22 protein-coding genes and 1 pseudogene are annotated in these 24,371 nt (G+C 40.7%); 9 read left to right on the forward strand and 14 right to left on the reverse strand.

What is annotated here, in order from left to right; translation table 11 throughout:
- Positions 1 to 97: 97 nt before the first annotated feature.
- The 4 genes from FFM67_RS00465 to FFM67_RS00480 all read right to left on the reverse strand — a co-directional run bounded on the left by FFM67_RS00465 (position 98) and on the right by FFM67_RS00480 (position 4,034).
- Positions 98 to 1,108 (reverse strand): L-threonylcarbamoyladenylate synthase, encoded by a 1,011-nt coding sequence (locus tag FFM67_RS00465; RefSeq protein WP_137612713.1) that lies wholly within the window; start codon positions 1,106 to 1,108, stop codon positions 98 to 100.
- Positions 1,109 to 1,298: 190 nt separating this feature from the next.
- Positions 1,299 to 2,129: a peptide chain release factor N(5)-glutamine methyltransferase gene (prmC, locus tag FFM67_RS00470; RefSeq protein WP_137612714.1), complete on the reverse strand. Its 831-nt coding sequence runs from the start codon at positions 2,127 to 2,129 to the stop codon at positions 1,299 to 1,301.
- Positions 2,122 to 3,195, reverse strand: coding sequence for a peptide chain release factor 1 (gene prfA, locus FFM67_RS00475; RefSeq protein ID WP_137612715.1), 1,074 nt, complete (start codon positions 3,193 to 3,195; stop codon positions 2,122 to 2,124). The genes prmC and prfA overlap by 8 nt, the downstream gene beginning before the upstream one ends.
- Before the next feature lie 254 nt (positions 3,196 to 3,449).
- Entirely contained in the window at positions 3,450 to 4,034 is a 585-nt protein-coding gene (locus FFM67_RS00480) for a thymidine kinase (protein WP_071860795.1), read from the reverse strand.
- A gap of 229 nt (positions 4,035 to 4,263) precedes the next feature.
- On the opposite strand from FFM67_RS00480, the gene FFM67_RS00485 reads away from it, so the two are divergent.
- The gene (locus tag FFM67_RS00485; protein ID WP_137612716.1) at positions 4,264 to 5,793 is read left to right on the forward strand and encodes a YfcC family protein; all 1,530 of its coding nucleotides are present in this window, start codon (positions 4,264 to 4,266) and stop codon (positions 5,791 to 5,793) included.
- 40 nt (positions 5,794 to 5,833) lie between these two features.
- Here the strand turns inward: FFM67_RS00485 and FFM67_RS00490 are convergent, their stop codons facing one another.
- On the reverse strand, positions 5,834 to 6,283 hold the full coding sequence (locus FFM67_RS00490) for a MerR family transcriptional regulator (RefSeq protein ID WP_137612717.1): 450 nt from the start codon (positions 6,281 to 6,283) through the stop codon (positions 5,834 to 5,836).
- A gap of 81 nt (positions 6,284 to 6,364) precedes the next feature.
- Here FFM67_RS00490 and FFM67_RS00495 point away from each other — a divergent pair, with 81 nt between their 5' ends.
- From FFM67_RS00495 to FFM67_RS00510, 4 genes are all read left to right on the forward strand, one after another.
- Positions 6,365 to 7,096 carry an SDR family oxidoreductase gene (locus FFM67_RS00495; RefSeq protein WP_137612718.1) on the forward strand — a complete coding sequence of 244 codons (732 nt, stop codon included), beginning with the start codon at positions 6,365 to 6,367 and terminating at the stop codon, positions 7,094 to 7,096.
- 182 nt (positions 7,097 to 7,278) lie between these two features.
- Positions 7,279 to 8,676: a TrkH family potassium uptake protein gene (locus FFM67_RS00500; protein WP_137612719.1), complete on the forward strand. Its 1,398-nt coding sequence runs from the start codon at positions 7,279 to 7,281 to the stop codon at positions 8,674 to 8,676.
- A gap of 119 nt (positions 8,677 to 8,795) precedes the next feature.
- Positions 8,796 to 10,148, forward strand: coding sequence for a Mur ligase family protein (locus FFM67_RS00505; protein WP_137612720.1), 1,353 nt, complete (start codon positions 8,796 to 8,798; stop codon positions 10,146 to 10,148).
- Positions 10,141 to 10,827 (forward strand): type 1 glutamine amidotransferase, encoded by a 687-nt coding sequence (locus tag FFM67_RS00510; protein ID WP_137612721.1) that lies wholly within the window; start codon positions 10,141 to 10,143, stop codon positions 10,825 to 10,827. Before FFM67_RS00505 ends, FFM67_RS00510 begins: the two co-directional genes overlap by 8 nt.
- Before the next feature lie 49 nt (positions 10,828 to 10,876).
- On the opposite strand, the gene manA is transcribed toward FFM67_RS00510, so the two are convergent.
- The 3 genes from manA to FFM67_RS00525 form a co-directional block, all read right to left on the reverse strand.
- Positions 10,877 to 11,827: a mannose-6-phosphate isomerase, class I gene (manA, locus tag FFM67_RS00515; RefSeq protein WP_137612722.1), complete on the reverse strand. Its 951-nt coding sequence runs from the start codon at positions 11,825 to 11,827 to the stop codon at positions 10,877 to 10,879.
- Positions 11,828 to 11,852: 25 nt separating this feature from the next.
- The gene (locus FFM67_RS00520; protein WP_137612723.1) at positions 11,853 to 12,884 is read right to left on the reverse strand and encodes a serine hydrolase domain-containing protein; all 1,032 of its coding nucleotides are present in this window, start codon (positions 12,882 to 12,884) and stop codon (positions 11,853 to 11,855) included.
- A gap of 159 nt (positions 12,885 to 13,043) precedes the next feature.
- A complete protein-coding gene (locus tag FFM67_RS00525) occupies positions 13,044 to 13,865 on the reverse strand; it encodes a VOC family protein (protein WP_137612724.1) in 822 nt (273 codons plus the stop codon).
- Positions 13,866 to 14,158: 293 nt separating this feature from the next.
- Between FFM67_RS00525 and FFM67_RS00530 the strand changes: the two genes are divergently transcribed.
- Both FFM67_RS00530 and FFM67_RS00535 read left to right on the forward strand, forming a co-directional pair.
- A complete protein-coding gene (locus tag FFM67_RS00530; protein WP_137612725.1) occupies positions 14,159 to 14,467 on the forward strand; it encodes a rhodanese-like domain-containing protein in 309 nt (102 codons plus the stop codon).
- A gap of 102 nt (positions 14,468 to 14,569) precedes the next feature.
- Positions 14,570 to 15,190 carry an FMN-dependent NADH-azoreductase gene (locus tag FFM67_RS00535; protein ID WP_137612726.1) on the forward strand — a complete coding sequence of 207 codons (621 nt, stop codon included), beginning with the start codon at positions 14,570 to 14,572 and terminating at the stop codon, positions 15,188 to 15,190.
- A 30-nt stretch (positions 15,191 to 15,220) separates the two neighbouring features.
- Here FFM67_RS00535 and FFM67_RS00540 read toward each other — a convergent pair whose 3' ends face one another.
- Entirely contained in the window at positions 15,221 to 16,390 is a 1,170-nt protein-coding gene (locus FFM67_RS00540; protein WP_137612727.1) for an AI-2E family transporter, read from the reverse strand.
- A gap of 12 nt (positions 16,391 to 16,402) precedes the next feature.
- Positions 16,403 to 16,747, reverse strand: a complete 345-nt coding sequence (locus FFM67_RS00545; RefSeq protein WP_137612728.1) for a PTS glucitol/sorbitol transporter subunit IIA — start codon at positions 16,745 to 16,747, stop codon at positions 16,403 to 16,405.
- 107 nt (positions 16,748 to 16,854) lie between these two features.
- On the opposite strand from FFM67_RS00545, the gene FFM67_RS00550 reads away from it, so the two are divergent.
- Both FFM67_RS00550 and FFM67_RS12230 read left to right on the forward strand, forming a co-directional pair.
- Entirely contained in the window at positions 16,855 to 17,874 is a 1,020-nt protein-coding gene (locus tag FFM67_RS00550; RefSeq protein ID WP_137612729.1) for a lactonase family protein, read from the forward strand.
- A gap of 22 nt (positions 17,875 to 17,896) precedes the next feature.
- Positions 17,897 to 18,058, forward strand: coding sequence for a hypothetical protein (locus FFM67_RS12230; protein WP_169818918.1), 162 nt, complete (start codon positions 17,897 to 17,899; stop codon positions 18,056 to 18,058).
- Positions 18,059 to 18,516: 458 nt separating this feature from the next.
- Here the strand turns inward: FFM67_RS12230 and FFM67_RS00555 are convergent, their stop codons facing one another.
- The 4 genes and pseudogenes from FFM67_RS00555 to FFM67_RS00570 all read right to left on the reverse strand — a co-directional run.
- Positions 18,517 to 18,942: a hypothetical protein gene (locus tag FFM67_RS00555; protein WP_137612730.1), complete on the reverse strand. Its 426-nt coding sequence runs from the start codon at positions 18,940 to 18,942 to the stop codon at positions 18,517 to 18,519.
- A gap of 168 nt (positions 18,943 to 19,110) precedes the next feature.
- Entirely contained in the window at positions 19,111 to 21,792 is a 2,682-nt protein-coding gene (locus FFM67_RS00560) for a cation-translocating P-type ATPase (protein ID WP_137612731.1), read from the reverse strand.
- A gap of 267 nt (positions 21,793 to 22,059) precedes the next feature.
- Positions 22,060 to 22,824, reverse strand: coding sequence for a tRNA 2-thiocytidine biosynthesis TtcA family protein (locus tag FFM67_RS00565; RefSeq protein ID WP_137612732.1), 765 nt, complete (start codon positions 22,822 to 22,824; stop codon positions 22,060 to 22,062).
- 17 nt (positions 22,825 to 22,841) lie between these two features.
- Positions 22,842 to 24,296: pseudogene (locus FFM67_RS00570) on the reverse strand (LTA synthase family protein); the annotation flags it as partial.
- Positions 24,297 to 24,371 lie beyond the last annotated feature (75 nt).

The following is a 24,371-nucleotide window of genomic DNA, read 5'->3' on the forward strand; positions in this document are numbered from 1 at the left end:
CGAAAGTTTCCAGAGATAATCGAATCTTTTGTTTAGTTTTTATCCACAAATTTTTTCTATGGATGAAGCGAGAAATTCAAGATTCAGTCTAAAATTTTTACGCTTCGAAATATTTCTGTGCGGCAGCCTTTTTCAGACGATTCATATAAGCCAAGCCTAAATGATCTTCAGGAAAGACTTCTGCAAAAATTAAATCAACAGACTGCCCTTCATCCAATGCCCGTAAACCGCTGAATAATCCCCGCGTCGCCGCCTCGATGGAGTCATTCTCAAAAACAAAACGCGTCGTCGATGGATATTGTTCAGCAATTTCCGGTGTTGCAAGCAGCCCATAGCTTTTATTTTCCGCAACGGCCCATGCTATTGCTTTTGCCCAATCATTTGGTTTGACCATCAAGACCGACGTATCCGGCGAATAGTGTTTATATTTCATGCCGGGAGCTTTAGGTGTCTCGCTCTCTTTAACTAAATGTTTATCTAATGGCACTTCAATCCCTAGCGTCTCTTCCAGTTGCTCCTTTGTTACCGCCCCTGGACGCAAAATCGTCGGTACCTCGCCACTAAGATCAAGCACCGTTGATTCCACTCCAATCTGGGTCGCCCCATCATCTAGAATGCCAGCAATTTTTCCCTTTAAATCATGGTAAACGTGAGAAGCAGTCGTTGGACTTGGTTTCCCTGACGTGTTCGCACTTGGTCCAACGAGAGGATCCCCGGTTTCTTCAATTAAAGTTAATGTTTTTTTATTATCTGGCATCCGAAAGGCCGCTGTGGATAACCCACCGGTCACCACCGGACTCAGACTGCCTTTTTTAATAGGGAAAATCAACGTCAGTGGTCCCGGCCAGAAAGCTTCAACAATTTTTTCAGTCAACGGATGGTAATTTTCCACAAATTTTTCGGTCATGGAAAAATCCGCGATATGAACGATCAACGGATTGTCACTTGGCCGTCCCTTAACGGCAAATACTTTTTTAACCGCTTCCGGTAAAAGCGCGTCAGCTCCCAATCCATAGACTGTCTCCGTGGGAAAGGCGACCAATTCTCCTTGGCGTAATAATCCCGCCGCTTCTTTAAGTTCCTCTACTTGAAATATTTTTGTTTCCACAGCTTCTCCACAGCTCCCTTTTTTTAACTTTCCTTATTTTAAAACTTTTTCTTGCGAGTTATCCCCGCGTTGTTGATAACTTGTTTGTCAAGTGTGTATAACCATGTGTATAACTTTTCCGACCTTTTAACACCGTCATCCCAATGTTTTTTTATTACAATTGTTCGTAAAAATAATTTTTGGGAAAATCTCAACGCACCATGATCATGCGGTCATTTCCTGAAAGGTCTTGATGGATCGTTACCGTTTTATCAGGGTAGGTTCGTTGGAATATTTTTTGGACGGCTAGACCTTGTTGAAAGCCGATCTCCAAAAAAATCATCCCATCTGGCTGCAATACTCCTTGACTCTCTGCAGCGATCTTTTGATAGATCGCCAGCCCATCATTTTCCGCAAAGAGCGCTTGCTTCGGCTCATAAGTTCGTACGCTCTCATCCATCAAATCCCATTCCGCCCTACTGATATAAGGAGGATTGCTAATGATGATGTCCTGCTTTTCTGTAATAGCGCTTAGCACATCGCTTTCTCGAAAAATGATCGGCGCCTGAAAGGTCTCTGCATTTTCAGCGGCGACCTTTAACGCCGATTCAGAAATATCTACCGCCGTGATGGTCCATGCAGAACGTGCCAGCTTCAAACTAATCGCAATCGCACCAGTACCGGTACCGATGTCCACGACTTTTTTGGCGGACGTATCATTATGGGACAAACAAAGGGCGACTAGTTCTTCCGTCTCAGGTCGGGGAATCAACGTATCCTGCGTTACTTTGAAGCGATGCTCAAAAAAATATTCGTAGCCTAGCAAATACTGAGGCGGAATATTTTTCATTAGACTCGCCATATCTTCTTTGATCAACTGTTCCTCAGCTGTTGAAATTTCTTCCCGCATATGCAGCAGCCAGTCGGTTTTATTCCATTGTTTGCGAGCGAGGAAAAGATATTCAATAGCATAGCCCTCTTTTCCAGCAGCCTCTAAAAAAGAGGAAGCCCTAGAAAGGACTTCCACATACGTTTTACCCATTTTGCAACTCTTCCAGTTTTTGGGTTTGATCATACATAATTAAAGCGTCAATAATTTCATCAAGTTTACCCGCTAGGATTTGATCCAGTTTTTGGATCGTCAAACCGATGCGGTGATCCGTCACCCGATTTTGCGGAAAGTTGTACGTCCGGATACGTTCTGAACGATCCCCAGTACCAACCGCTGATTTACGACTCGCATCATATTCACTTTGAGCTTCTTGTTGAATTTTATCAAATACGCGGGCCCGTAAAATTTTCATCGCCTTTTCGCGGTTTTTGATTTGCGAACGTTCGTCCTGCATCGCTACCACGATCCCTGTTGGAATATGAGTTAAACGAACTGCTGATGCCGTCTTGTTGACGTGCTGTCCACCAGCACCTGACGCATGATAAATATCTGTCCGAATGTCATTGTCGGCAATATCGATCTCAACTTCTTCAGCTTCTGGCATTACGACCACTGTTGCAGTTGATGTGTGGATCCGCCCTTGCGATTCTGTTGAAGGGACCCGCTGGACACGATGGGCGCCACTTTCGTATTTCAATTTTGAATACACATTATCGCCGGTGATCATCATAATAACTTCTTTATAGCCGCCGATTCCAGTTACATTGGCTTCCATAACTTCTGTCTTCCAGCCTTGTGATTCCGCATATTTTTGATACATATTGAAAAGATCGCCAGCAAATAAAGCTGCTTCGTCTCCACCAGCTGCTCCACGAATTTCCATAATGATATTTTTATCATCATTTGGGTCTTTTGGTAATAACAGAATTTTAATTTCATCTTCTAGGGCTTCTTTTTCTTTTTTCAAATCAGACAGCTCTTCTTTGGCCATCTCCGCCATTTCAGCGTCTAAGTTCTCACCTAGTAGTTCCTCGGCATCACGAATACCCTCTACTACTTTTTTGTAGCGGCGGTATGTCGCAACGGTATCTCGGGTATTCGCCTCTTCTTTAGACAGCTGCATAAAGCGCTGGGTATCAGTGATGACTTCCGGGTCACTCAATAATTCGCCAAGCTCTTCATAACGATCTTCGATGGCTTGCAGTTGATCGTACATGGATAAAATTCCTCCTAATTCGTATTAAAGTATTTATTTTTCATACAGTGAAAAATGAATTCGATGCTCATCACGTATATCATTCCGCTAAACTTATTCAATCTGGATATACAGTTTAATTCCTTTTTTGATTCTTTGTACCAAAAATTACTGGAAAAAGCGGAACTGACATCCTAATTCGTATTAAAGTATTTATTTTTTATACAGTGAAAAATGAATACGTTTTTCATTACATCTATTTTTTGATTAATCAGTTATTCTTCGTTGTGGGGAATCTGCGGATGCAAATAATGTTTGCGACAAACTGGATAGTAGGCTTCATTGCCGCCGATTTGGACTTGATCGCCCTCGTAGACCGGACGTCCATTGATATAATGCAAGTTCATCGTCGCCTTTTTATGACAGAACCAGCAAATCGTTTTTAACTCCTCCAACTTGTCCGCGTATAACAACAAATACTTTGAGCCTTCAAACATTTCATTACGAAAATCATTTTTTAACCCAAAAGCCATTACAGGAATATCCAATTCATCGACCACACGAGCCAATTCTAAGACATGTTCCTTCAATAAAAATTGCGATTCATCGATCAGAATGCAGTAAGGTTTAAAATCAAGCCCTTGAATAAAATCAAAAATTTTTGTATCTGCAAAAATCGGTACAGCTGGGCTGCTTAAACCGATGCGGCTAGATATTTTGCCTACGCCGTCCCGGGTATCTAAACCACTAGTCATTAGCACAACGGGTTTGTTTTGTTCTTCATAATTATGAGCAACCTTCAAGATTTCGATGGTCTTCCCACTGTTCATTGCGCCGTATTTGAAAAAAAGCTGGGCCATTTCTTGTCACCTTTCTCTTTTGTTCCTATCGTATTATAGCGGAAAAGCAGATCTTTTTACAGTAATAATTTTCATCGTTTCCATATTCATAAAAAAATAAGCGTCTCTTACTTTTGCAAAACAAATGAATTTCTAATCTGAAATAGGTTATCTTTTAGTGATCCTTCTTACCAATGATATAATTTCAATGGAACTTATTTTTTATCATTTATCATTAGGAGGCTTTTTAATGGAACAAACTAAAAAACGGCGTAGTTTTCCATCCGCTTACACAGTCATCATCATCGTTTTGATCCTGGTACAAGCACTAACTTTTTTTATTCCTTCCGGTAAATACAGTACCTTGACGTACAACGACGAAAAAAATCAATTTATGATCACGGATGCTCACGACAAAACCAAAATGGAACCAGCAACGCAAGCAACTTTGGACAAATATGACATCCATATCAAAGTCGACAAGTTTCGTGATGGGACAATCTACCGCCCTGCAGCTATTCCAAATTCGTATGAACAAATCAAAAAACCAGCTCGTGGGGTAGCTGGAACGATCACTCAATTTTTAAAATCCCAAGTTCAAGGGATCACTGAGAGTGTTGATATCATGATTTTCATCTTGATTTTAGGAGGTGTGATCGGAATCGTCAATGCTACCGGTGCAATGGATGCGGGCATGATGCGGCTTTCGGAAAAATTGAAAGGCAAACAAAAGTGGCTGATCGTGATTGTTACCACATTAATCGCAATTGGCGGAACTACTTTCGGTCTCGCTGAAGAAACGATTGCCTTTTACCCAATCTTGATTCCAATCTTTTTATTGGCGGGTTACGATACCTTGACGGCTGTCGCCTCGATCTATTTAGGGACAGCTATTGGCACGATGAGTTCGACGATCAACCCCTTTTCAACGGTCATCGCATCCAATGCTGCGGGGATCAACTTCACTGATGGAATGCCGCTGCGGATCATCATGTGGGTCGCAGCCATCGGCATCTCGATTCTTTACACGATTCGTTATGCAGAAAAAGTTCGTTTGAATCCCGCAGCTTCATTGGTCGCTGATCAAGCAGCGAGCGATCGCGAACGCTTTTTAGGCAGCGAAGAACGTAACACCAGCACTGATTTTACAAAACGGCAAAAATTTTCACTAATCGTCTTTGCATTAGGCTTTGTTGTCATGATCTACGGTGTTCAGCAATTAGGCTGGTACTTCACCGAGATTGCTGTTGTTTTCTTAGCGGTGACTTATATCCTAGCCTTTGTTTCTGGACTAGGTGAAAAGAAATTTGTTGATAGCTTCGTGACTGGGGCGGCTGATCTTTTAGGTGTTGCCTTAATCGTAGGTTTGGCTCGCTCGGTAGGAATCGTAATGGAAAACAGCTTCATCAGCGATACCATTATGAATTTCTTTAGTGGCGCTATCAGTGGGATGAACAATGTGGTCTTCATTTGGTTTATGTTCTTAGTCTATGTGATTTTAGGTTTCTTCATTCAATCTTCTTCAGGCTTAGCCGTGCTGTCGATGCCGATCATGGCCCCGCTGGCCGACGTAGTCGGAATTGATCGGGCTTTAATTGTGGATGCTTACAACTGGGGGCAAGGCCTGATTGGTTTGATTGCACCTACAGGATTGATTCTTGTTTCCTTATCGGTAGTGAACATTGGTTTTGATAAATGGATCAAGTTTGTCACCAAACTATTGATTACGATTATTGTATTAATTCTTGTCCTATTAGCAGCCGGTGTGCTGCTTTCATAATCGCAAACGACCGGAACCTTTAATGGATTCCGGTCGTTTTTTATTCTGTAGTCGCAGCCAAATATTTTTGATGCCACTTCGCATCTACTTGTCGGGTCCCAGCCTTAAAGAAAATTGTTTCCGTTCCCGCTTCATTCGCTGTTTGATAATACCATTTTTTCCAACGCAAAAAGTCAAGTTGCGCTTGCAATTCATGAATTTTCTGCTCCAATGCCGCTTCTTGCTCCGTCATAAAGGCATAGCGTTGCGGCAACGTCCTATCTCCGACAACACACCAGTCCATAAATTTCGCGATCTCTTTCACCGCGATGCCTGAGCGCTTCAAGCAATCGATTACCTCAATATAACCGAGATCATCTTCAGTAAATTCCCTGCGTCCCGCCGAATTTTTCTTAACGAAGGGTAATAACCCTGCTTTGTCATAGTATCTCAGGGTATCTTGAGAGATGCCATAACGTTCCGAAATTTCTCCGATCAAAAATTTTTTCATTTTTTCAACTTCTTCCTTGACCTGGAGTTAACTCCAAGTAGTACAGTAAGTCTATCATAATTTTGAAAGAAGGCAATTTATATGGAAAAATCATTAGTCGTTATTACCGGTGCTAGCTCAGGATTTGGAGCAGAAATCGCCAAAATATTTAACCAAGCCGGCTTCCCTCTGTTATTGTTGGGGCGCCGTGTCGAAAAAATCAACGCCTTGCCGCTGAATTTTGATAAAGTCATGGTCAAAGCTGTTGACGTAACGGATTACCTAGCTTTTGAAACGAGTATCAAGCAAGCGGAAGCCGTTTATGGTCCAACTGATTTATTAGTTAACAACGCCGGTATCATGTTATTAGGCAATGTTCTGACACAATCACCAAACGAATGGCAAACCATGTTGAATACCAATGTGATGGGCGTCTTAAATGGCATGCAGATCGTACTTCCAAGTATGACCGCAAGAAAACATGGGACGATCATTAATCTGTCTTCTCTTGCCGGCAAAAAAACTTTTACAAATCATGCAGCATATGTTGCTTCAAAATTCGGTGTCCACGGGCTGAGTGAAACGATCCGCGAAGAAGTTTCTGGTTCAAATGTCCGCGTGTCGCTCGTCGCTCCTGGCGCAGCCGAAACAGAACTATTGACTCATGTCACGGATCAAAAATCTTTGACTGATTACAGTGCTTGGAAAGACAGCATGGGGGGACTCACATTAGATCCTATCCATGTCGCAGAAACGGTCAAATTTATCTATGATATGCCGCAAGCTGTCAACATTCGCGAAATCGACATTGCCGCAACAGCACAAGATGCATAACTCTTTTTACTCCTGCCCTAGCGGTGGGAGTTTTTTTATTTCTGACACCCCCCAACCTTGCGAGTCTTTTTTTCGACAAACTGTTAGACGAGTTCCAACAGCCTTTCTTAGCGAAGCATGCTATACTATTTTTATTGTTAAATTTTATTTTTTTCTACAAATTACTTGTTAAGGAGTTCTCCATGAATTTTGAACGACGGATCAATTTTTTTAAAAAGAACTGGCGTAAACTAAACAATCGGTTTTCTTCGATTCAGGTTATCGTTTTTTACTATTTGGCAATGACGATCTTGGCATTATTTTTATTTAGCTTGCCAATTTTTCGCGAACCGGGGTCCCACGTTTCTTTGTTGGATCTAATTTTTATGGCAATCTCAACAATTTCCGTGACGGGATTGACCACGATTGATATAAATTCCACCTTTAACAACGCTGGCGTTGTCATGCTGGAGGTACTTTTTCATATTGGCGGCTTAGGGATCATGATGATTACCACTTTCTTCTTTATCGTTTCTAAACGGCGAATCACCCTTAAACAGCGGCAGTTGATCATGACCGATATGAACCAACCTCGTCTGAGTGGAATCGTCAATCTGATTCGAATCACCTTCTCTATGCTGCTAATGATCGAAGTCGTCTTCGGCATGTTCTTTTCCGTTTATTTCTATTTAAAAGGCTATTACCACCGCATTGGTGAAGCAATCTTTTATGGGTTCTATCAAGCAATTTCAGCGGTGACCAACTCTGGCTTTGACGTGACCGGGGACTCAATCATTCCATTTTCCCACGATGCTTTTTTCATTCTTACAATCATGCTGCTGATTTTCATTGGTGGGATCGGTTTTCCAGTCTTAATGGATTTTCATGGTTGGCTCTACCACAAACGATCGAAAGCAAAAATTCCTTTTCGATTTAGCTTATTCTCGAAGATCGCTTTATTAGCTTTCTTTGTACTATTTATTGGTGGAACGTTGGCGATTTGGCTGTTAGAAAAAGACCACAGCTTCGCTCAGATGAATTTTCTTGATCAGTGGCTGAATGCTTCCTTTTATTCCATGACGACGAGAAACGCCGGCTTACAGATCCATGATCTGAATATTTTCCAGAATACCACCTTGATTATTTTTTCTTTATTGATGTTCATTGGCTGTTCACCAAGCTCGGTCGGCGGGGGTATTCGTACGACGACTATCGCCATCATCGGCTTGTATCTGTATTCCTTCCTAAAAAATGAAAATGACATCAATATTTTTGGACGTAAGATCGCCCAAGAGGATGTTCGTAAGTCGGTGGTGGTCTTTATGCTTTCTGCTGGCATGTGCCTCTTTAGTATTCTCTTTCTGACTGCAACCGAAGATCATTCTTTGATCTCGATCATTGTCGAAGTGACTTCTGCCTTCGGAACAACAGGACTTTCATTGGGAATCACTCACGACTTGTCTACTACGGGAAAAATTATGATTGCGATTTTAATGTTTATCGGGCGTATCGGTATGCTTTATACGTTGATGCTTTTCGTACCAAAAGAAACACGAGACTTAGGCTATGAATTTCCTGAAGAAAAGATTATTATTGGCTAGAAACTCAATTTTCTGCTGAAATTATTGCTGGAAAGATTAAGAAAAGGAAAAGCTGTTTAAATTTTTTTTTCAAATATGATAAGATGAATTAAATTTGTTAGAGACATGGAGGATGTGCGATGGGTTTACGAAGTCATCTGGCGATTGCCGCCGGAAAGACCGCGCAATGGGGATTAAAAACTTTCTTTAAAGGTGGATCAAGTTATCCTGGTCAATTGGCCTTAAAATTAGATCCCCATATTTTAGATACATTAGTAAAGGATTATAAAGTCGTCGTTGTCACTGGGACGAACGGAAAGACGTTGACCACGGCCTTGACTGTTAATATTTTAAAACAAGAATTTGATTATGTTTTGACGAATCCAACCGGTGCTAACATGGCCCAAGGAATTGTCTCGACCTTCTTAAACGCCAAAGGCAAGAAAGACGACAAAAAAATTGCCGTCCTTGAAATCGATGAAGCGAGCCTAAGCAAGGTTACGGAATATATCAAACCCGAACTGTTCTTATTCACCAACATTTTCCGCGACCAAATGGATCGTTACGGTGAAATCTATACCACTTATAAATTAATCGTTGATGGCGCGGCAAAATCACCACAGGCCCCAATCTTGTGTAATGGTGATTCACCGATCTTTAATTCGTTGGAAACCATCAACCCTAGAAAATATTATGGCTTCGATCATTTGCCAGATAAAGAGCAAGACGCTCACTATAATACGGACGGGTTACTTTGTCCAAAATGTCAACATATCTTAAAATATAAAATGATCACTTATGCCAACCTTGGAAAGTATTATTGTCCTAACTGCGGCTTCCACCGTCCTGAATTGGATTACAAATTAACTGAAATGAAGGCTATGGATAATCAATCTTCTGAGTTTGTGATTGACGGACAAGAGTATAAGATCGAAGTTGGCGGCATGTACAACGTTTATAACGCACTGGCAGCAACGGCGGTAGCAGAATATTATGGCGTTCCGCAGGAAAAAATCAAACGCGGCTTAGGCTACGATGAAAAAGTTTTTGGACGGCAAGAAGAGTTTGTAATTGACGGTAAAAAATGTACGTTAGTCTTAGTCAAAAATCCTGTCGGTTTGAACCAAGTGATCGATATGATTGGTTTAGCTCCTTATCCTTTTTCATTAGTTTCATTACTAAATGCGAATTATGCCGATGGAATCGACATTAGCTGGATCTGGGATGGCAATCATGAAGCCTTCACTGAAATGAATGTACCGGCGGTAATCGCAGGTGGTGACCGCCACACCGATATGGCTTTGCGTTTCCGAGTTGCAGGTATTCCTGACGACAAGCTAACCGAGACAGAAAGCTTGACGGAAACCATTGAAAAGATCAAACTATTGCCGACGGAACATGTGTATATCTTAGCAACGTATACCGCTGTCTTACAACTACGGAAAGAACTAGCCCAAAAAGGCTACATTAATGGAGGTATGGATCGTGGCTAATTACGAATTGAACTTAGCACATTTATACGGCAATTTACTCAACACCTACGGGGATAACGGAAATTTATTGACCCTGAACTATTATGCAAAACAAATGGGCATCGAGCTGAACTCGGAGATTGTCAGCATTTATCAAGACTTTGACCCTGATAAATATGACATGATCTTTTTTGGCGGCGGTCAAGATTACGAGCAAATGATCGTTTCAAAAGATATCCAAACGAAAAAAGCTGCCCTGAAAGAATACATCGAAAATGATGGTGTCATGCTAGCGATTTGTGGGGGCTATCAATTACTAGGCCATTACTATGTTGGTGCAGACGGTCAAAAAATTGAAGGAATTGGCGCGTTGGATCACTACACATTAAGCCAAGACAACCATCGCTTTATCGGGGACATCGAGATTCAGAACCAAGAATTTGGTGAAACTTATTATGGCTTTGAAAATCATAACGGCCGCACCTTCTTAGGTGAAGGTGAACGTCCGCTTGGCACAATCGTCAAAGGCAATGGCAATAATGGCGAAGATCAAGGAGAAGGCGTCATTTATAAAAACGTCTATGGTTCTTATTTCCACGGACCGATCTTAGCTCGGAATAAATCTTTAGCCATTCGCTTGCTTCACACTGCGTTAAAAAATAAATACGGTGAAGAAGTTGCTTTGCCGGAAATAGCTTAAACAAAAAAAGAATCATCCGCATTTTTTTGCGAATGATTCTTTTTTTGTTTTATTTTGTTCCTGGCGTTGAAGCGATGATCTTCATTTCGCCTTCGACTTTCCATTCAGTAATTTCCGCTGGTAAGATACAACTTGTACCGGGCTTCATTTCATAGCTTTGCCCACCAACAATCAAATTACCATAGCCTTCGATCACGGTCACTAGCGTATAGTCACCGGATTTTTTCAAGGAAAGTTCACCGACAACATCCCATTCGTAAACATTAAAGAATTCGGTCTTCAAGTAAGTGATTACAGAAGATGTGCCCTTCTTGCTTTCCGTTATTTCTAACTTAGGACTAATCGCTGGGACGGTCGTTACATCGATCGATTGTTGAATATGCAATTCACGTGTATTCCCTTGATCGTCTTTGCGATCGTAATCATACACCCGATAAGTCGTATCAGAGCTCTGTTGTGTTTCTAAAATCATGATGCCTTTACCGATCGCGTGGATTGTTCCACTTGGCACGTAGAAAAAGTCTCCCGCTTTAACTGGCACGCGACGCAATAAATCATCCCAACGACCTGCTTCGATCCATTCCGCTAATTCTTCACGAGTCTTAGCATTGTGACCGTAAACAATTTCTGAGCCGGGTTTCGCATTAATAATATACCAACATTCAGTCTTACCTAATTCACCTTCGTGTTTCAACCCATAGCTGTCATCTGGATGAACTTGGACAGATAGATCATCTTCTGCATCCAAAATTTTCGTTAACAATGGGAAAACGTCCCCTTCAGCGTTGCCGAACAGTTCCCGATGCTCTTGCCAAAGCTCGCTGATGGTCTTGCCTTTGTATGGCCCATTCTCTACGATACTTACGCCATGAGGATGTCCACTGATAGCCCAATCTTCACCGATTTTATCGTTCGGGATATCAAAACCAAAAACGGTATGGAGTTGATCACCACCCCAAATTTTTTCTTGAAATACGGGTTTTAAAAATAATGGTTCCATGAGTTGTTGCTCCTTTTAAGTATAGTTATTTTTGATAAATTTTCCTTCGTTCATTTAAATAGCAGGCTAAAATTTCATCACGTTGCGCTACATAACGAGCTCGATGATCTTCTAGATGAACACGATTCGACAGAAAAATAAAGGCTGATTGCTTTTCAATATCCAGCATCAGAAATGTTCCCGTGTAGCCCGTGTGGAAAAGCAGTGGGGCTCGATCTTTCGGACTGAATTTCAAATCCCAGCCTAGTGAACGCTCGCCCTTTTTTGTTGGGGTCTGGTCCTTTAGCAATGCACGAATTGTCTTGTCATGTAAATAAATTTTATCCTGAACGCGCCCAAGATTCAAATACATTTTCGCAAATTTACTTAAATCTTTCAGATTCGTAAACAGTCCTGCGTTGCCAGCATGCTCTGCTAAAATTCGCGCCTTCGGATCATGGGTGATGCCCTTTAGAATCCTCCCATCACTTTGCTTTTGCGTCGGAACGATTCGATCATAAGGGGGTGCTGGTAAAAAAAGACTCGCTGACATCTGTAACGGCTGTAGAATTTCTTGCTTGAAAACCTCAATCACGTCTTTTTCATAGAGCTCTTCAATCAGGAAACCTAATAAAATTGTTCCCGCGTCCGTATACTGTACAACTTTTCCAAGCCCCTCACCCGAGTCTAATTTCAGATAAGCGCTGCGCAATTCTGCCGCGTTCAACCGATTACGATTAGGAATATAGGTCTGAATATCAGATGTATGGGTCAATAAGTGGCGCAATGTGATTCTACGATTTTGAAAATCCGGCAATAAGTCATGTAGCGGCTGATCCCAAGTAAGCTTGCCTGCTTCAAACAGTCTCAGCATAACAGTCGTGGTACAAACGACTTTGGTTAACGACGCCACATCGAAAAGAAAATCTTCTGCCATTGGAATGATAGTCGGTTCAATTTGCGCGTTGCCTAGTACCTGTACTTCTTCCTGTTGATCTTCAATAAATTGAAAAACCGCACCGGGAAAAATATTCTGCCGCATCTTTGCTTCAATTAAGTGAAGTGTCTCTGGATACATTTCAGCCCTTCTCTCAAAATTAGTTTCCCAAAAAGTATAGCATAACCAGAAAGCAAAAACGTTTGAACCTGTAAAAAAAGGAATCACTTAAGTGAAGAGTTACGTGTAAAATAAACAGAACGGTTAGCAAAAAAAGCCGCGATTGCTCGCGGCTTTTTACTATTTCAATACAAACCACCATTCAAGTCCAGCTGGATCGTAAATCGTAATCAATGATTGCTTCTTATCACAGAAATATTTGTGCTCTTTCTCATCTAGACGGCTGCTTAATTCTGTCAACATTTCTTTTGAAACGAGAAATTGTAAAAAGTCTAATCCTAAAACTTTATCCGTTGGTTCATCAATCGTTCCACCAGTAGCAACAGTTAAACCAACATTAAATTCGCCACGGTTTAAAACCAGCTCCTCTTTTGTCTCATCATGAACCGTTAAACCTAAGATTTCCGCCAAAAATTCCTGTTGACGAGTTAGATCACTAATATTCAAATGGATCTTATCAAAATAAGCGTCGTGGATTTTCTCCCTTTTGGTCGCCTTTTCTTCTAATTTCTTAAAATCAAGACTGATTGGTTCAGCTGTTGAACGTTCATTACTAGGCGCATAGAAAATTTCAATTTCATTTCCCTCTGGATCTTCAAACAGCAAGCCCATTTCATCATCAGCCTGTAAGGCAGACTTCACGGGATACTTTTCTTTTTCAGCACGATAGTAAACGTTCGCTAATTCTTCAATGTTCGGCACAACTAATGAGACACGCTGCATCTTTTTAATTTCTCCACGATATTCACTTGCTCGTGGACTTTCTTCCAACCAAAGCAATTCTCTGGCTGGATCTTTGTATCCTAAAATCGCTAATTCGTTTTCTTCCCGCAACAAATGCAAACCAATGATATCACGATAAAAATGAATCATTCCATCCCGGTCTTTTACACGAATGGCAATTGTTTTTAAATTCAGTTTCCCTAAATGAAAATTATTCATGGTCGTCTTCCCTCCGTCATTCCTATTTTAACGAGGGAGTCTGAATCACGCAAGTGAAACCTATTCCTAGCGAACGTTTATCGGCGTTGCTTTTTCATAACCAGATTTTAGTGAAATCTTCAATCGAAAGAGAAAGGTAATCTACTGAAATAACTAGGTCATTTTTGAAAATTCTTTGAGTATTTTCTTTTATATTCGTCAAATTGAATAAAAAAGGTTGGATAACACTTGTAATCGCAGTATAAATAGATTAAATTGAATTCTATATTAAGAAAGAAAAGATATTAGAAAAAATGAATCACTCAGTAACTACAAAAGAATTTATGTCGCTTGTCGCAAACGAATCCGTGGATGTTTTAGATTTAAGAGACCCTGAATTTTATGATAGCTTTGATTTATTGAAAGGCTCCAGTGTCCTTCAAATTCCTTTGACTCAACTACCGAATCAATTAGGTCAATTAAACAAAGGTAAAACGTATTACCTTTTCACTCAATTTGGGGGTCGTTCAAAAACAATGGCTCAATTTTTAAGAGATCAGGGCTATCATGTTCTTAATGTCATTGGTGGAACATCCGCTTATCAAAAATATATGGCGAGCTAAAACGTCAATACTTTGATTCGCCAAGCAGATAAATTGCGTATTATAACTTTTTTGTGTAGATTGTCCATAGAAAAAAATTAGAAATCATAAGGAGTGTTCGTCGTGGCAAATGTTTTAGTCGTAAATGCCCACCCGTTGTCAGCAGAAGATTCACAAACTGTTACTATTTTAGACACATTTATTGAGGAACATCAATTACGTCATCCAGAAGATGTTATCACTATGCTAGATTTGTATTATACGGATCTACCTGAAATTGATGGTGATCTGTTATCCGCTTGGAAAAGCTTGCAACAGGGTACTGAATTCACTGATTTAAGTGACGCCCAACAAGAAAAGGTTCGAATGTTTAATGAATTCACTGATCAATTTTTAGCAAGTGAAAAAATTGTTATTGCAAATGCTTTATGGAACTTGAATATTCCTTCCAAGTTGAAGTCTTGGTTTGACACCATCAATGTCGCTGGTAAAACCTTTAGATATACTGCTGAAGGACCTGTTGGTTTGATTACTGACAAAAAGGTTATCCACATCCAATCAAGTGGTGGCACCTATAATGGACAAGATTTTTCAGCACAATACGTCAAAGGCATTATGAATTTTATCGGTATCACTGACTTTGATTCTATTTATATTGAAGGTGCAGATTACGATCCTGAAAAGGCTCCTGAAATTATAGCAGCAGCAAAGGAAAAAGCAAAAGTTTTAGCCGCACAATTTTAATCCAATCACAGCGCAAAAAAGGACCGTCGATTATTGATCGACTGGTCCTTTTTCTTCGCCTTCGTTGTCATATAAAGGCGATACACGTTTATACCATTCAAATATATGGATTACAACTACTTTTGCAACCGCATAAAATGGAATTCCCAAAATGACTCCGGAAATCCCAAAAATTTTTCCAGCTGTCAATAAGACAAACATAATCGTTACCGGATGAATTTCTAATTGATTGCCTAAAACTAATGGGGAAACAATTCGCCCTTCAATCGTCTGCTCAATCGCAAAAACAATGATCACCTTCACTAACATGAACGGACTTGTGACGATCGCAATAAAAATGACTGGAATCATCGCTAAAAAAGAACCTAAATAAGGAATCAAATTTAAAAAGCCCGCCAAGATCCCTAATGTGATCGCATAATTTAAACCCGCGATTGAAAAACCAATGATGAACATCACTGCCACGGCAAAGGCCACAGTCAATTGCCCCCGAATGTAAGAAGCCAGCTGCGAATTCATTTCCGTCAATACCCGTAACGTTGGTTCTCTCGTCTTATCCGGCAAAAATTTAAGCAAATATGGGGCTAATTTGTCCCCATCTTTCAATAAGAAAAAGAGAATGATCGGTGCCGTAATTAAAGCAATCACGACGGTCGCCAGTGTAGAAACAACGTTTCCTAATCCTTGCAGCGTAACGCGAGAAACATTTTGCGTAATCTCTGTCAAAGATTCCAATAATTTTTGCAGACTGCTTTCAATATGTTCTTGGAAGGGTTGGAATGATCGATCTTTAAAGATTTCATTTGCTTTGTCTGTAATCGTATCGAAGTAGCCAGGCATACTTTTAATCAATGAGCCGACTTGCTCACGGATCATCGGCACGATCACAACGATTCCCCACGCAATCAACGCGACAACGACAATGAATAGCAAAACAATCCCTATCGACCGTTTGATTCCCTTGCGTTCCAAGAAATTTACGACTGGATTCATTAAGTAATACAAGATTCCGGCGATCACTACCGGTAACCCAACGATCGCGAAAAATTGTCCTATTGGTTCAAAAAGATAAGAAACCTTTGTAAATACTAACGTAATCAATAGGAGCAATAAAACGATGATCAGGGCCACCACCACTTGGCTATTTAAAAACCATTTCCAAAACCACGAGGTGCGTTCCCCTAATTTCTTTTTATCCATACTCTCACATCCCTACTGAAACGTAATCTTCATTCCAACTTCTAATTCTGGAAGTTTTTCTGGACTCACATAGACCGCATTGGCAATTGTTCCTACTTCTTTTTGAAAGAAAATCGTCGCGTGACCGATCTCATTTAAATTTTGATTTGCCACCGGACCCACGCCCTGCACTTGATAGCTTTGGTCGCCGAAGATGATGCGACTACCTGCTTTTAACGCAATCGGCTCATCATTAATTGTCTTCTGAACGACAGAGACATCCAGCAAATCTGGTGTGATGCTTTCGCCAAAAAGTACGATAATATTTTCATCATTAACTGCGTCTTTGCCAATTTGAGTTATTTCCGTTACTGTCATAATTCACGCTCTTTCTTAGTTTATTTTCCAATTATATCACAAAGTTAGCGCTATCCAAGAAGGAATAAACTTGCTAAAATAGGAGGTACATTGAAGGAGGTTTTCAAATGATTCAAAAGATACTCTTAGGAACATATACTCGCCGTGTAAGTGAAGGCATCTATCAAATCGAATTAGATACCACCACTGAAACGCTGAACAATTTGCAATTGATTACTAAGGAAACGAGTCCTACTTACCTTGCTAAAAGCAAAGAAAACTATCTGTATTCCGTAACAAGTCATGAAGGCGAAGGCGGCGTCTCTAGTTATAATCCGCAAAGTAACTTATTAAACAATGTAACAGAAGAAGGCGCACCTCCTTGCTACGTTGCCGTAGACGATAACCGTCAATTAGTATATGGCGCCAACTACCATAAAGGTGAAGTAAATACGTATGCCATCCAAAACGATGGCTCACTAAAAGCCGTTGCTTCTATTATCCATACAGAGCCCACTGGCCCGCATAAAAATCAAGATCATGCCCATGCCCATTACAGCGATTTGACTCCGGATCAGCGTTTAGTTGTTTGTGACCTTGGGACAGATCGCATTTATACTTACGATGTCGCTGGCTCAGGTGAGATTGAAGAAGTCGCAGTTTATGTGGCTGAACCTGGTACGGGGCCACGTCATCTTGTTTTCCACCCGAATAAAGCATTGGCTTATCTATTTGGTGAATTAGACAGCAGCGTAAGTGTCTTAGCCTACGACAAGACTGACGGTAGCTTCACTCAAAAACAAAAAGTTTCGACCTTACCGTCAGATTTCGACGGCGAAAACGGCGGTGCAGCTATCCGCATTTCAACCGATGGACGTTACTTGTACGCATCAAATCGTGGTCATAACTCTATCGCAGTCTTTGCCATTGATGAAGCTGGAACGACGATTGAAATGATCCAATCCATCTCAACAGAAGGTGATTTCCCTAGAGACTTTGCTTTAAGTTCCGATGACGCCTACGTAGTAGCTGCTAATCAAAATAGCGACAACTTAACCTTATACCGTCGCGATGCTGAAACTGGACTTTTAACAATGATTCAAAAAGATGTTTACGCGCCAGAAGCCGTTTGCGTATATTTTGATTAAGTCAATTTGAGAGGATTCTAAAATGAATAAAGAAGAAGTCATCGAGCGGCTAAAAAAAGATTTGGACTTGCCGAATTTTAAAGGCCGACTTGAGGAAAAAGAATACACCGAAGAGGAATATCAAAAAATCAAAAAAGATCTGAATGACTATTTTGAAGATTATGTAAGAAATATCGAGATCTAAAAGTCTGAGGCCCGCGTGAAGCTTTCACGTGGGCCTCAGTTTTTTTATATGTACGATGTTGGCTATGTTAAAAATTGATTGAGCTACCGTTGTTGGCTTGGTTTATGGAATTCATTTTCCAAAACCTACGGAAAACGTGTTTGATTCACATCACGCTTACGATTCCACTAGTCACACCGAAAGTTACAGGCAACTCATAAAAATGAAGAAAGTAATTTTTTAATTGACGCTTATTCAGGGCGACCTATGATTTTTTAACCTGCTGAAGCAAAAAAACGAACAAAAAAAAGCACCGATCGGCAAATCGGTGCTCAAGGAGTATTACCTAAATGCAATGAAAAAGAAAAGGTTGTTATTGGTTATGAAGTAATCATACCTGATTCTTTATCGATTGTATTTAAAATAACGTTATAATAAAATTAAAAAACCTTTGTTGTGTTAAATATTTATATTGTTTACTATTTCAATAACAAATTTGTAATTTTTTGAATCGTTTTATAGATTATATCGGTTGCTTCATCTTGTTTTTTTTCAGCCGCGTTAAATGCTTCTTCATTGACTTCTGGTAATAAGCTATCGGTCATTTCTTGGCAACCGGCAACATATTGGATATAAGCTTTTTGGAAGCTCTTATGATTTCCCATTACTTTCGCCGGTGGTTTCATCATGCCAATTTTTTCTAAATTCAGTTGATAAAAATGAGTGCCTTCTTCGAATAGGTCATGAATCTCTGACAACCGTTCCTTTTCAAATTCGTTGATTTTCTTTTCGTCTAAAGCTTTTCGAATTTCTTCATAGCTTGGATGTAAACGTTCACCCATTTTTTCTGTATTTTGAACGATTTCGTTAATTTCTCCAGCGTAAAACCCCGTATTTGGTCGCATTCTTCTATTCCTACTTTCTTTGGTATGATACTTCCATTTTACTGATTTTCTTTCATTATGCAAAGCGGTTATGAAAAGATTTAAAATCAGCATCAGCCCCATCTGAAAACAATCCTTTAAAAAAGCGGGCAAAGCTGACCCTCCGTCAAGCATTACCCGCTACATGAATTAATCTTTATTTTTCATTGCTCCACGTTGGAAAGCTTTTACAATCTCAACGATTGGAATAATTGCAAAGGAAGCACCGATCACGATTCCCCATTGATATAAATCTAGATGAGCCACCCGGAAAACGTCATTCAATCCTGGCACGACAATGATGACCATCATCAAAGCAAAGGATAACAAGATCGCCCAGTTAAAACTCTTATTGCGGAATGGGCCGACTTTGAATAATGATTGATGAACAGACTTCACGTTAAAGGCATGGAACAATTGCATCAAGCCTAAAGTTGCAAAAGCCATCGTCAACGCATCTGAATGAATTTCAGCATAGGCAGTATGCATCGGCCACTGAATCGCTGACCAATAGACGAATAATACGGTAGCAGCTTCTAAAATCCCTTGATAAATAATACTTGAGAAGACACCGCCAGAGAATAAGTTTGAACTGCGGCCACGAGGCTTATGCTGCATCAAATCTTTTTCGGCTGGCTCCATCCCAAGAGCAATTGCTGGGAACGTATCAGTCACGAGATTAATCCATAATAAATGAATCGGCAACAAGGTATCCCAACCAAGTAAAGTTGCAATAAATAGGGTCAAGACTTCCCCAAGGTTAGCAGCTAGTAAATATTGAACTGCTTTTTGGATGTTTGAGAAGACTTTTCGGCCTTCTTCAACAGCTACGACAATCGTCGCAAAGTTGTCATCAGCAAGGACCATGTCAGACGCTCCTTTGGAAACTTCTGTCCCAGTGATCCCCATGCCGATTCCGATATCCGCTTGTTTCAAAGCAGGTGCATCATTGACACCGTCGCCGGTCATGGCAACAACCTTGCCTTCTTTTTGCCAAGCTTTAACGATCCGAACTTTATGTTCAGGCGACACGCGGGCATAAACAGAATAATGTTCCACTTTTTGCGCGAACTCTTCATCAGACATTTCGTTTAATTGGGCACCCGTTAAAACGGAGGCATCGTCTCCTTTTTCAATGATGCCTAAACGAGCAGCGATAGCTTCTGCCGTATCTTTGTGGTCTCCAGTGATCATGATTGGACGCACACCGGCATCTTTCGCTACGCGTACCGCTTCAGCAGCTTCAGCACGCTCCGGATCGATCATGCCGACTAAACCAGCGAAGATCAAATCATTTTCAATTACTTCACTTTCTAGTTCTGCTGGAACTTGATCAACATACTTATAAGCCATTCCCAAGACACGCAATGCTTGTTGCGCCATGTCTTTATTATTCACTAGAATAGCTTGTTTTTCTTTTTCAGTCATTGGTACGACTTGACCGTTTAACAAGATTTGTGAGGTACGATTTAATAAAACATCAGGAGCTCCTTTGACAGCGACCAAAATTTTACCCGCTGCTTCTTCATGGAGCGTACTCATTAATTTACGATCAGAATCAAATGGCAACTCTGCTACGCGCGGTTGTTCGGCTACTTTTTCACGGACATCAAAACCGTTGTTCAAACCAAATTGAACCAGTGCGGTTTCCGTTGGATCACCGATCAAGCTGCCGTCTTGGGCAATTTTTGTGTCATTGGCATAGTTCATGACTTTCATCGCCATGCTGTCCACAGGCACTTCGCCGTTCGCGTCGTATTGATGATTATCGACATATAATTTTTCCACTGTCATTTGGTTCAAAGTCAACGTACCCGTCTTATCTGACGCGATAATATCGGTAGATCCTAAGGTTTCAACGGCTGGTAATTTACGAATCACTGAATTGCGTTTGGCCATGACTTGTGTTCCTAAAGCCAAAATAATCGTTACAATGGCTGGCAACCCTTCTGGAATAGCGGCAACGGCTAGTGAGATTGAAGTCAATAACATATCGACCCACGAAGTATCATTAAAGACCGTTCCAACGAAAAACATCACAACTGCGATAACAATAATTGCTAGGGTTAAGAACTTTCCTAATTGATTCAAATTGTTTTTTAACGGTGTCTCTGTTTCATCTGCTTGAGCCAACATACCAGCGATTTTTCCGACTTCAGTCGTCATCCCGGTATTGACTACCACACCTTTTCCGCGACCGTAAGTGACATTACTATTTGAATAAGCCATATTGACGCGATCCCCGATACCAACCTCGCCTTCGGTAATGACGATTAGCTCTTTTTCTACGGGAACAGATTCACCAGTCAAAGCCGCCTCTTCGATTTTTAATGACGCCACTTCGATCAAGCGCAAATCAGCAGGTACTACATCTCCTGCTTCTAGCATTACGATATCTCCCGGTACAAGCTCGGTGGACTTGATTGAGCTGACATGTCCATCTCGAAGCACATTGGCATTCGGCGTTGACATTTCTCGCAACGCTTCGATCGCTTGCTCTGCTTTCGACTCCTGCACGACACCCATCACCGCGTTAATAATCACTACCGCTAAGATAATGAATGAATCGACGACTTCATGAGAAACGACTGCAGAAATTACCGCTGCAAATAACAAGACGATAATCATTAAATCCTTGAACTGTTCAAAGAACCGCACAAGCATACTTTTCTTTTCGCCTTCTTCTAGCTCGTTCAAACCAAATTCAGTTAACCGCTTTTGCGCTTCCGCTGAGGTCAGCCCTTCTTCAGTTGTTTGAACTTCTGCTAAAACCTGGTCTGTTTCTTCTGTATAGAAAGGTTTTATTCGTTGTTGCTTTTTCTCCTCTGACATCTTTTTCCTCCTTATTCAATTCGAATGTCCCCATACTTCGAGTTCGACAGACATTCTATTTATTCGTGTTTCTGTTGGAAGTAAAAAAAAAGGACTTGTGTATGCGAAAAACACATACATAAGTCTCACTATTTAAGACAACACCAGAAATATTCTTTCTTGTTGGTGGCGTTGCCACAGCGACTGCTGCTAGTTACTCCCTCATGAATACAAGAGGAATTATATCATGAGGGACTCGAGAAATACAATCTTTTATTCTGGAAACCCTCAATTTAAAAGGCTTTCATGACAGGTTTTTATCCAGAAATCTTCAGCTGATCCTTGCTCCATGCCCATTATGAATTTTTCCCGAATCGCTGGGTACTCTTGGGACAAATTGGTCACAAGCTTTTTGATCTCTTCTCGCTTGGTTTTTTTATCCACAGGACACGGATTGAAAACTACTGGTAACTCTTCACGTTTCACAAAACGGATAATTTGTTTTTCTTCCAGATAGATCATTGGCCGGATCATTGTTACCTTTGTCTTCGTTAAATAGCTTTTCGGTTCAAAGCTGTTCAGCCGGCCGTGAAACAAAAAGTTCATAAAATAAGTTTCAAGAGCATCATCGACATGATGTCCTAACGCCACTTTTTGACAGCCTAATTCACTGGCACGGTTGTACAAAATCCCGCGCCGAAGCTTGGCGCAAAGAGAGCAAGGTGATTTTTCTTCACGGATCTCAAAGACCACCTTGGCAATATTCGTCGGAACAATTTCAAGCTCATAGCCCATGCTTTCCACAAATTCCTTCATCGGCGTAGTATCACAATCCTCAAAGCCCATATCAAGCATGATTGGTACAATCTCAAAATCAAAACCTAAGCGGCGCTGACGGCGGATGCGATCCAGCAATACTAGCAAGGTTGTGCTGTCTTTGCCACCACTCATACCGATCGCTACTTTGTCGCCAGGCTCAATCATCTGGTGATTTAAAATTGCGCGCCGCACCGGATTGTAATAACTTTGATTGTCTTTCTTTTTAAATGACATAGCCGTTCACCTTCCTTCTAGTCAAAGAAATTCTCCTTCAGACTATATTGTTTTCCCGTCGTGATATCATATTGGATCATTTGATAGTCTTGGTAAATTTTCTCCTGCTTTTGATTCAATTTGACTTCTTTATTCCAATTCCCCGCTTGGGAGTACATCCCCTTTTCAAAGGCTGGAAGCTCTTTTTGCAAATGAATCAATAGCTCTTGAAAGCCCGTCATTTGCAGGCGTCCTTGTTGAAACAGATCTGCCCCAAAATAAAAAGGACTCGTGACTGCTCGTTGATTGTTTAATTGATGACGATTGTCATACATTAAAAATTCCGTCTCGTGTAAGCGTGGTCCTTGATTTTTCGCCTGAATCTCGTCTGAGTAGATCCCCGGCAAATGATCCCCCCAAAAAACCACTAGCGTCCGCTCTGGCAGATCGTCTATTTTTTTAAGAAAGGCTTGCAGCGCTTGACTACTATAAGCTATGTCCTGCATATAATTGCGCAAAGCGGTAGTATTCTCCCCACGAGCCAAATACGGCAGCTCGCTATATTTATTTTCATAAGGCATATGGGTCTGCATCGTAACCAAATGGAGAAACTGCGGCTTTTTCTGATTCGTTAGATGATCGTAAACTTCGTTATAGGCCGCCTCATCTGAAATATACGGATTGTCTTCGATCTTAGCTTGATACTTCATCGTCTCTTCATCTAAAAATTGATCGAAGCCAAAGGTCTGATACACATCTTTACGTTTGTACATCGACGTATTGTAAGGATGAATCGCAGTCGTTTGGTACCCTCTTTTTTCCAACGTGCTGACTAATGACGGAAAATGATCGAACTTCGGTACTAACATCGTATATGGAGTAGACATTTGTGCATTAAACAGTTCCATTGAAAAACCCGTCAAGGCTTCGAATTCAATATTAGCCGTCCCGCCACCATAATTTTGCGACAACATTTGGCCACTATAGGTTTGATCCGCAACTTCCCGATATGCCTGCAACGGATCGCCACCCAAGATTTCCAACCCCTTTAAACGACTCGGATCAGAAAAACTTTCACTCATAACATACACGATATTCGGTTTGTCAGTCGTTGCCTCTGATTCAACCGGTTGATACCTTTTAGTAATTTTTTTAATCCCACTTGCTGAATAGCCTTGCGGTTGATTCATCGCATCCACCGGTAAGTTATATAAAAAGCCACCCATGAAACCGGTATTGTAATAATTCATTTTTTGACTGTAAGGAATCCACAACGCGGTTTGATTGTACGCTTTGCGTAAAAGATTATTTTGATTATTGAAACCGTTAATATAAAAAAGCAAGCCGCTCGTTAATAGAAAGATCCCGACTCGCAACCATTGCTGCTGCTTTTTTAATCGAATGCTTTTTTTCAAACTCACTAAAATCAAACCCACGCCAACTGCTAACAGCAACAAAAATAAAAGAAATAACGGAAGGCTAACCATATCCCGTGAAAAGTTGGACTGACAGCTAGTTCGTTTTTAGGTATTTATTTTTCAAAAACCGAAAAATAAGTTTCTATTCTC

The organism is Enterococcus viikkiensis (assembly GCF_005405345.1).
In the GTDB taxonomy this organism is placed as follows: Bacteria; Bacillota; Bacilli; order Lactobacillales; family Enterococcaceae; genus Enterococcus_A; species Enterococcus_A viikkiensis.

Coding starts and splice junctions, on each gene's coding strand:
- prmC (WP_137612714.1), bottom strand. CDS start 2,129: ATGGGTAAAACGTATGTGGAAGTCCTTTCTAGGGCTTCCTCTTTTTTA.
- prfA (WP_137612715.1), bottom strand. CDS start 3,195: ATGTACGATCAACTGCAAGCCATCGAAGATCGTTATGAAGAGCTTGGC.
- FFM67_RS00480 (WP_071860795.1), bottom strand. CDS start 4,034: ATGGCCCAGCTTTTTTTCAAATACGGCGCAATGAACAGTGGGAAGACC.
- FFM67_RS00485 (WP_137612716.1), top strand. CDS start 4,264: ATGGAACAAACTAAAAAACGGCGTAGTTTTCCATCCGCTTACACAGTC.
- FFM67_RS00490 (WP_137612717.1), bottom strand. CDS start 6,283: ATGAAAAAATTTTTGATCGGAGAAATTTCGGAACGTTATGGCATCTCT.
- FFM67_RS00495 (WP_137612718.1), top strand. CDS start 6,365: ATGGAAAAATCATTAGTCGTTATTACCGGTGCTAGCTCAGGATTTGGA.
- FFM67_RS00500 (WP_137612719.1), top strand. CDS start 7,279: ATGAATTTTGAACGACGGATCAATTTTTTTAAAAAGAACTGGCGTAAA.
- FFM67_RS00505 (WP_137612720.1), top strand. CDS start 8,796: ATGGGTTTACGAAGTCATCTGGCGATTGCCGCCGGAAAGACCGCGCAA.
- manA (WP_137612722.1), bottom strand. CDS start 11,827: ATGGAACCATTATTTTTAAAACCCGTATTTCAAGAAAAAATTTGGGGT.
- FFM67_RS00520 (WP_137612723.1), bottom strand. CDS start 12,884: ATGTATCCAGAGACACTTCACTTAATTGAAGCAAAGATGCGGCAGAAT.
- FFM67_RS00525 (WP_137612724.1), bottom strand. CDS start 13,865: ATGAATAATTTTCATTTAGGGAAACTGAATTTAAAAACAATTGCCATT.
- FFM67_RS00530 (WP_137612725.1), top strand. CDS start 14,159: ATGAATCACTCAGTAACTACAAAAGAATTTATGTCGCTTGTCGCAAAC.
- FFM67_RS00540 (WP_137612727.1), bottom strand. CDS start 16,390: ATGGATAAAAAGAAATTAGGGGAACGCACCTCGTGGTTTTGGAAATGG.
- FFM67_RS00545 (WP_137612728.1), bottom strand. CDS start 16,747: ATGACAGTAACGGAAATAACTCAAATTGGCAAAGACGCAGTTAATGAT.
- FFM67_RS00550 (WP_137612729.1), top strand. CDS start 16,855: ATGATTCAAAAGATACTCTTAGGAACATATACTCGCCGTGTAAGTGAA.
- FFM67_RS12230 (WP_169818918.1), top strand. CDS start 17,897: ATGAATAAAGAAGAAGTCATCGAGCGGCTAAAAAAAGATTTGGACTTG.
- FFM67_RS00555 (WP_137612730.1), bottom strand. CDS start 18,942: ATGCGACCAAATACGGGGTTTTACGCTGGAGAAATTAACGAAATCGTT.
- FFM67_RS00560 (WP_137612731.1), bottom strand. CDS start 21,792: ATGTCAGAGGAGAAAAAGCAACAACGAATAAAACCTTTCTATACAGAA.
- FFM67_RS00565 (WP_137612732.1), bottom strand. CDS start 22,824: ATGTCATTTAAAAAGAAAGACAATCAAAGTTATTACAATCCGGTGCGG.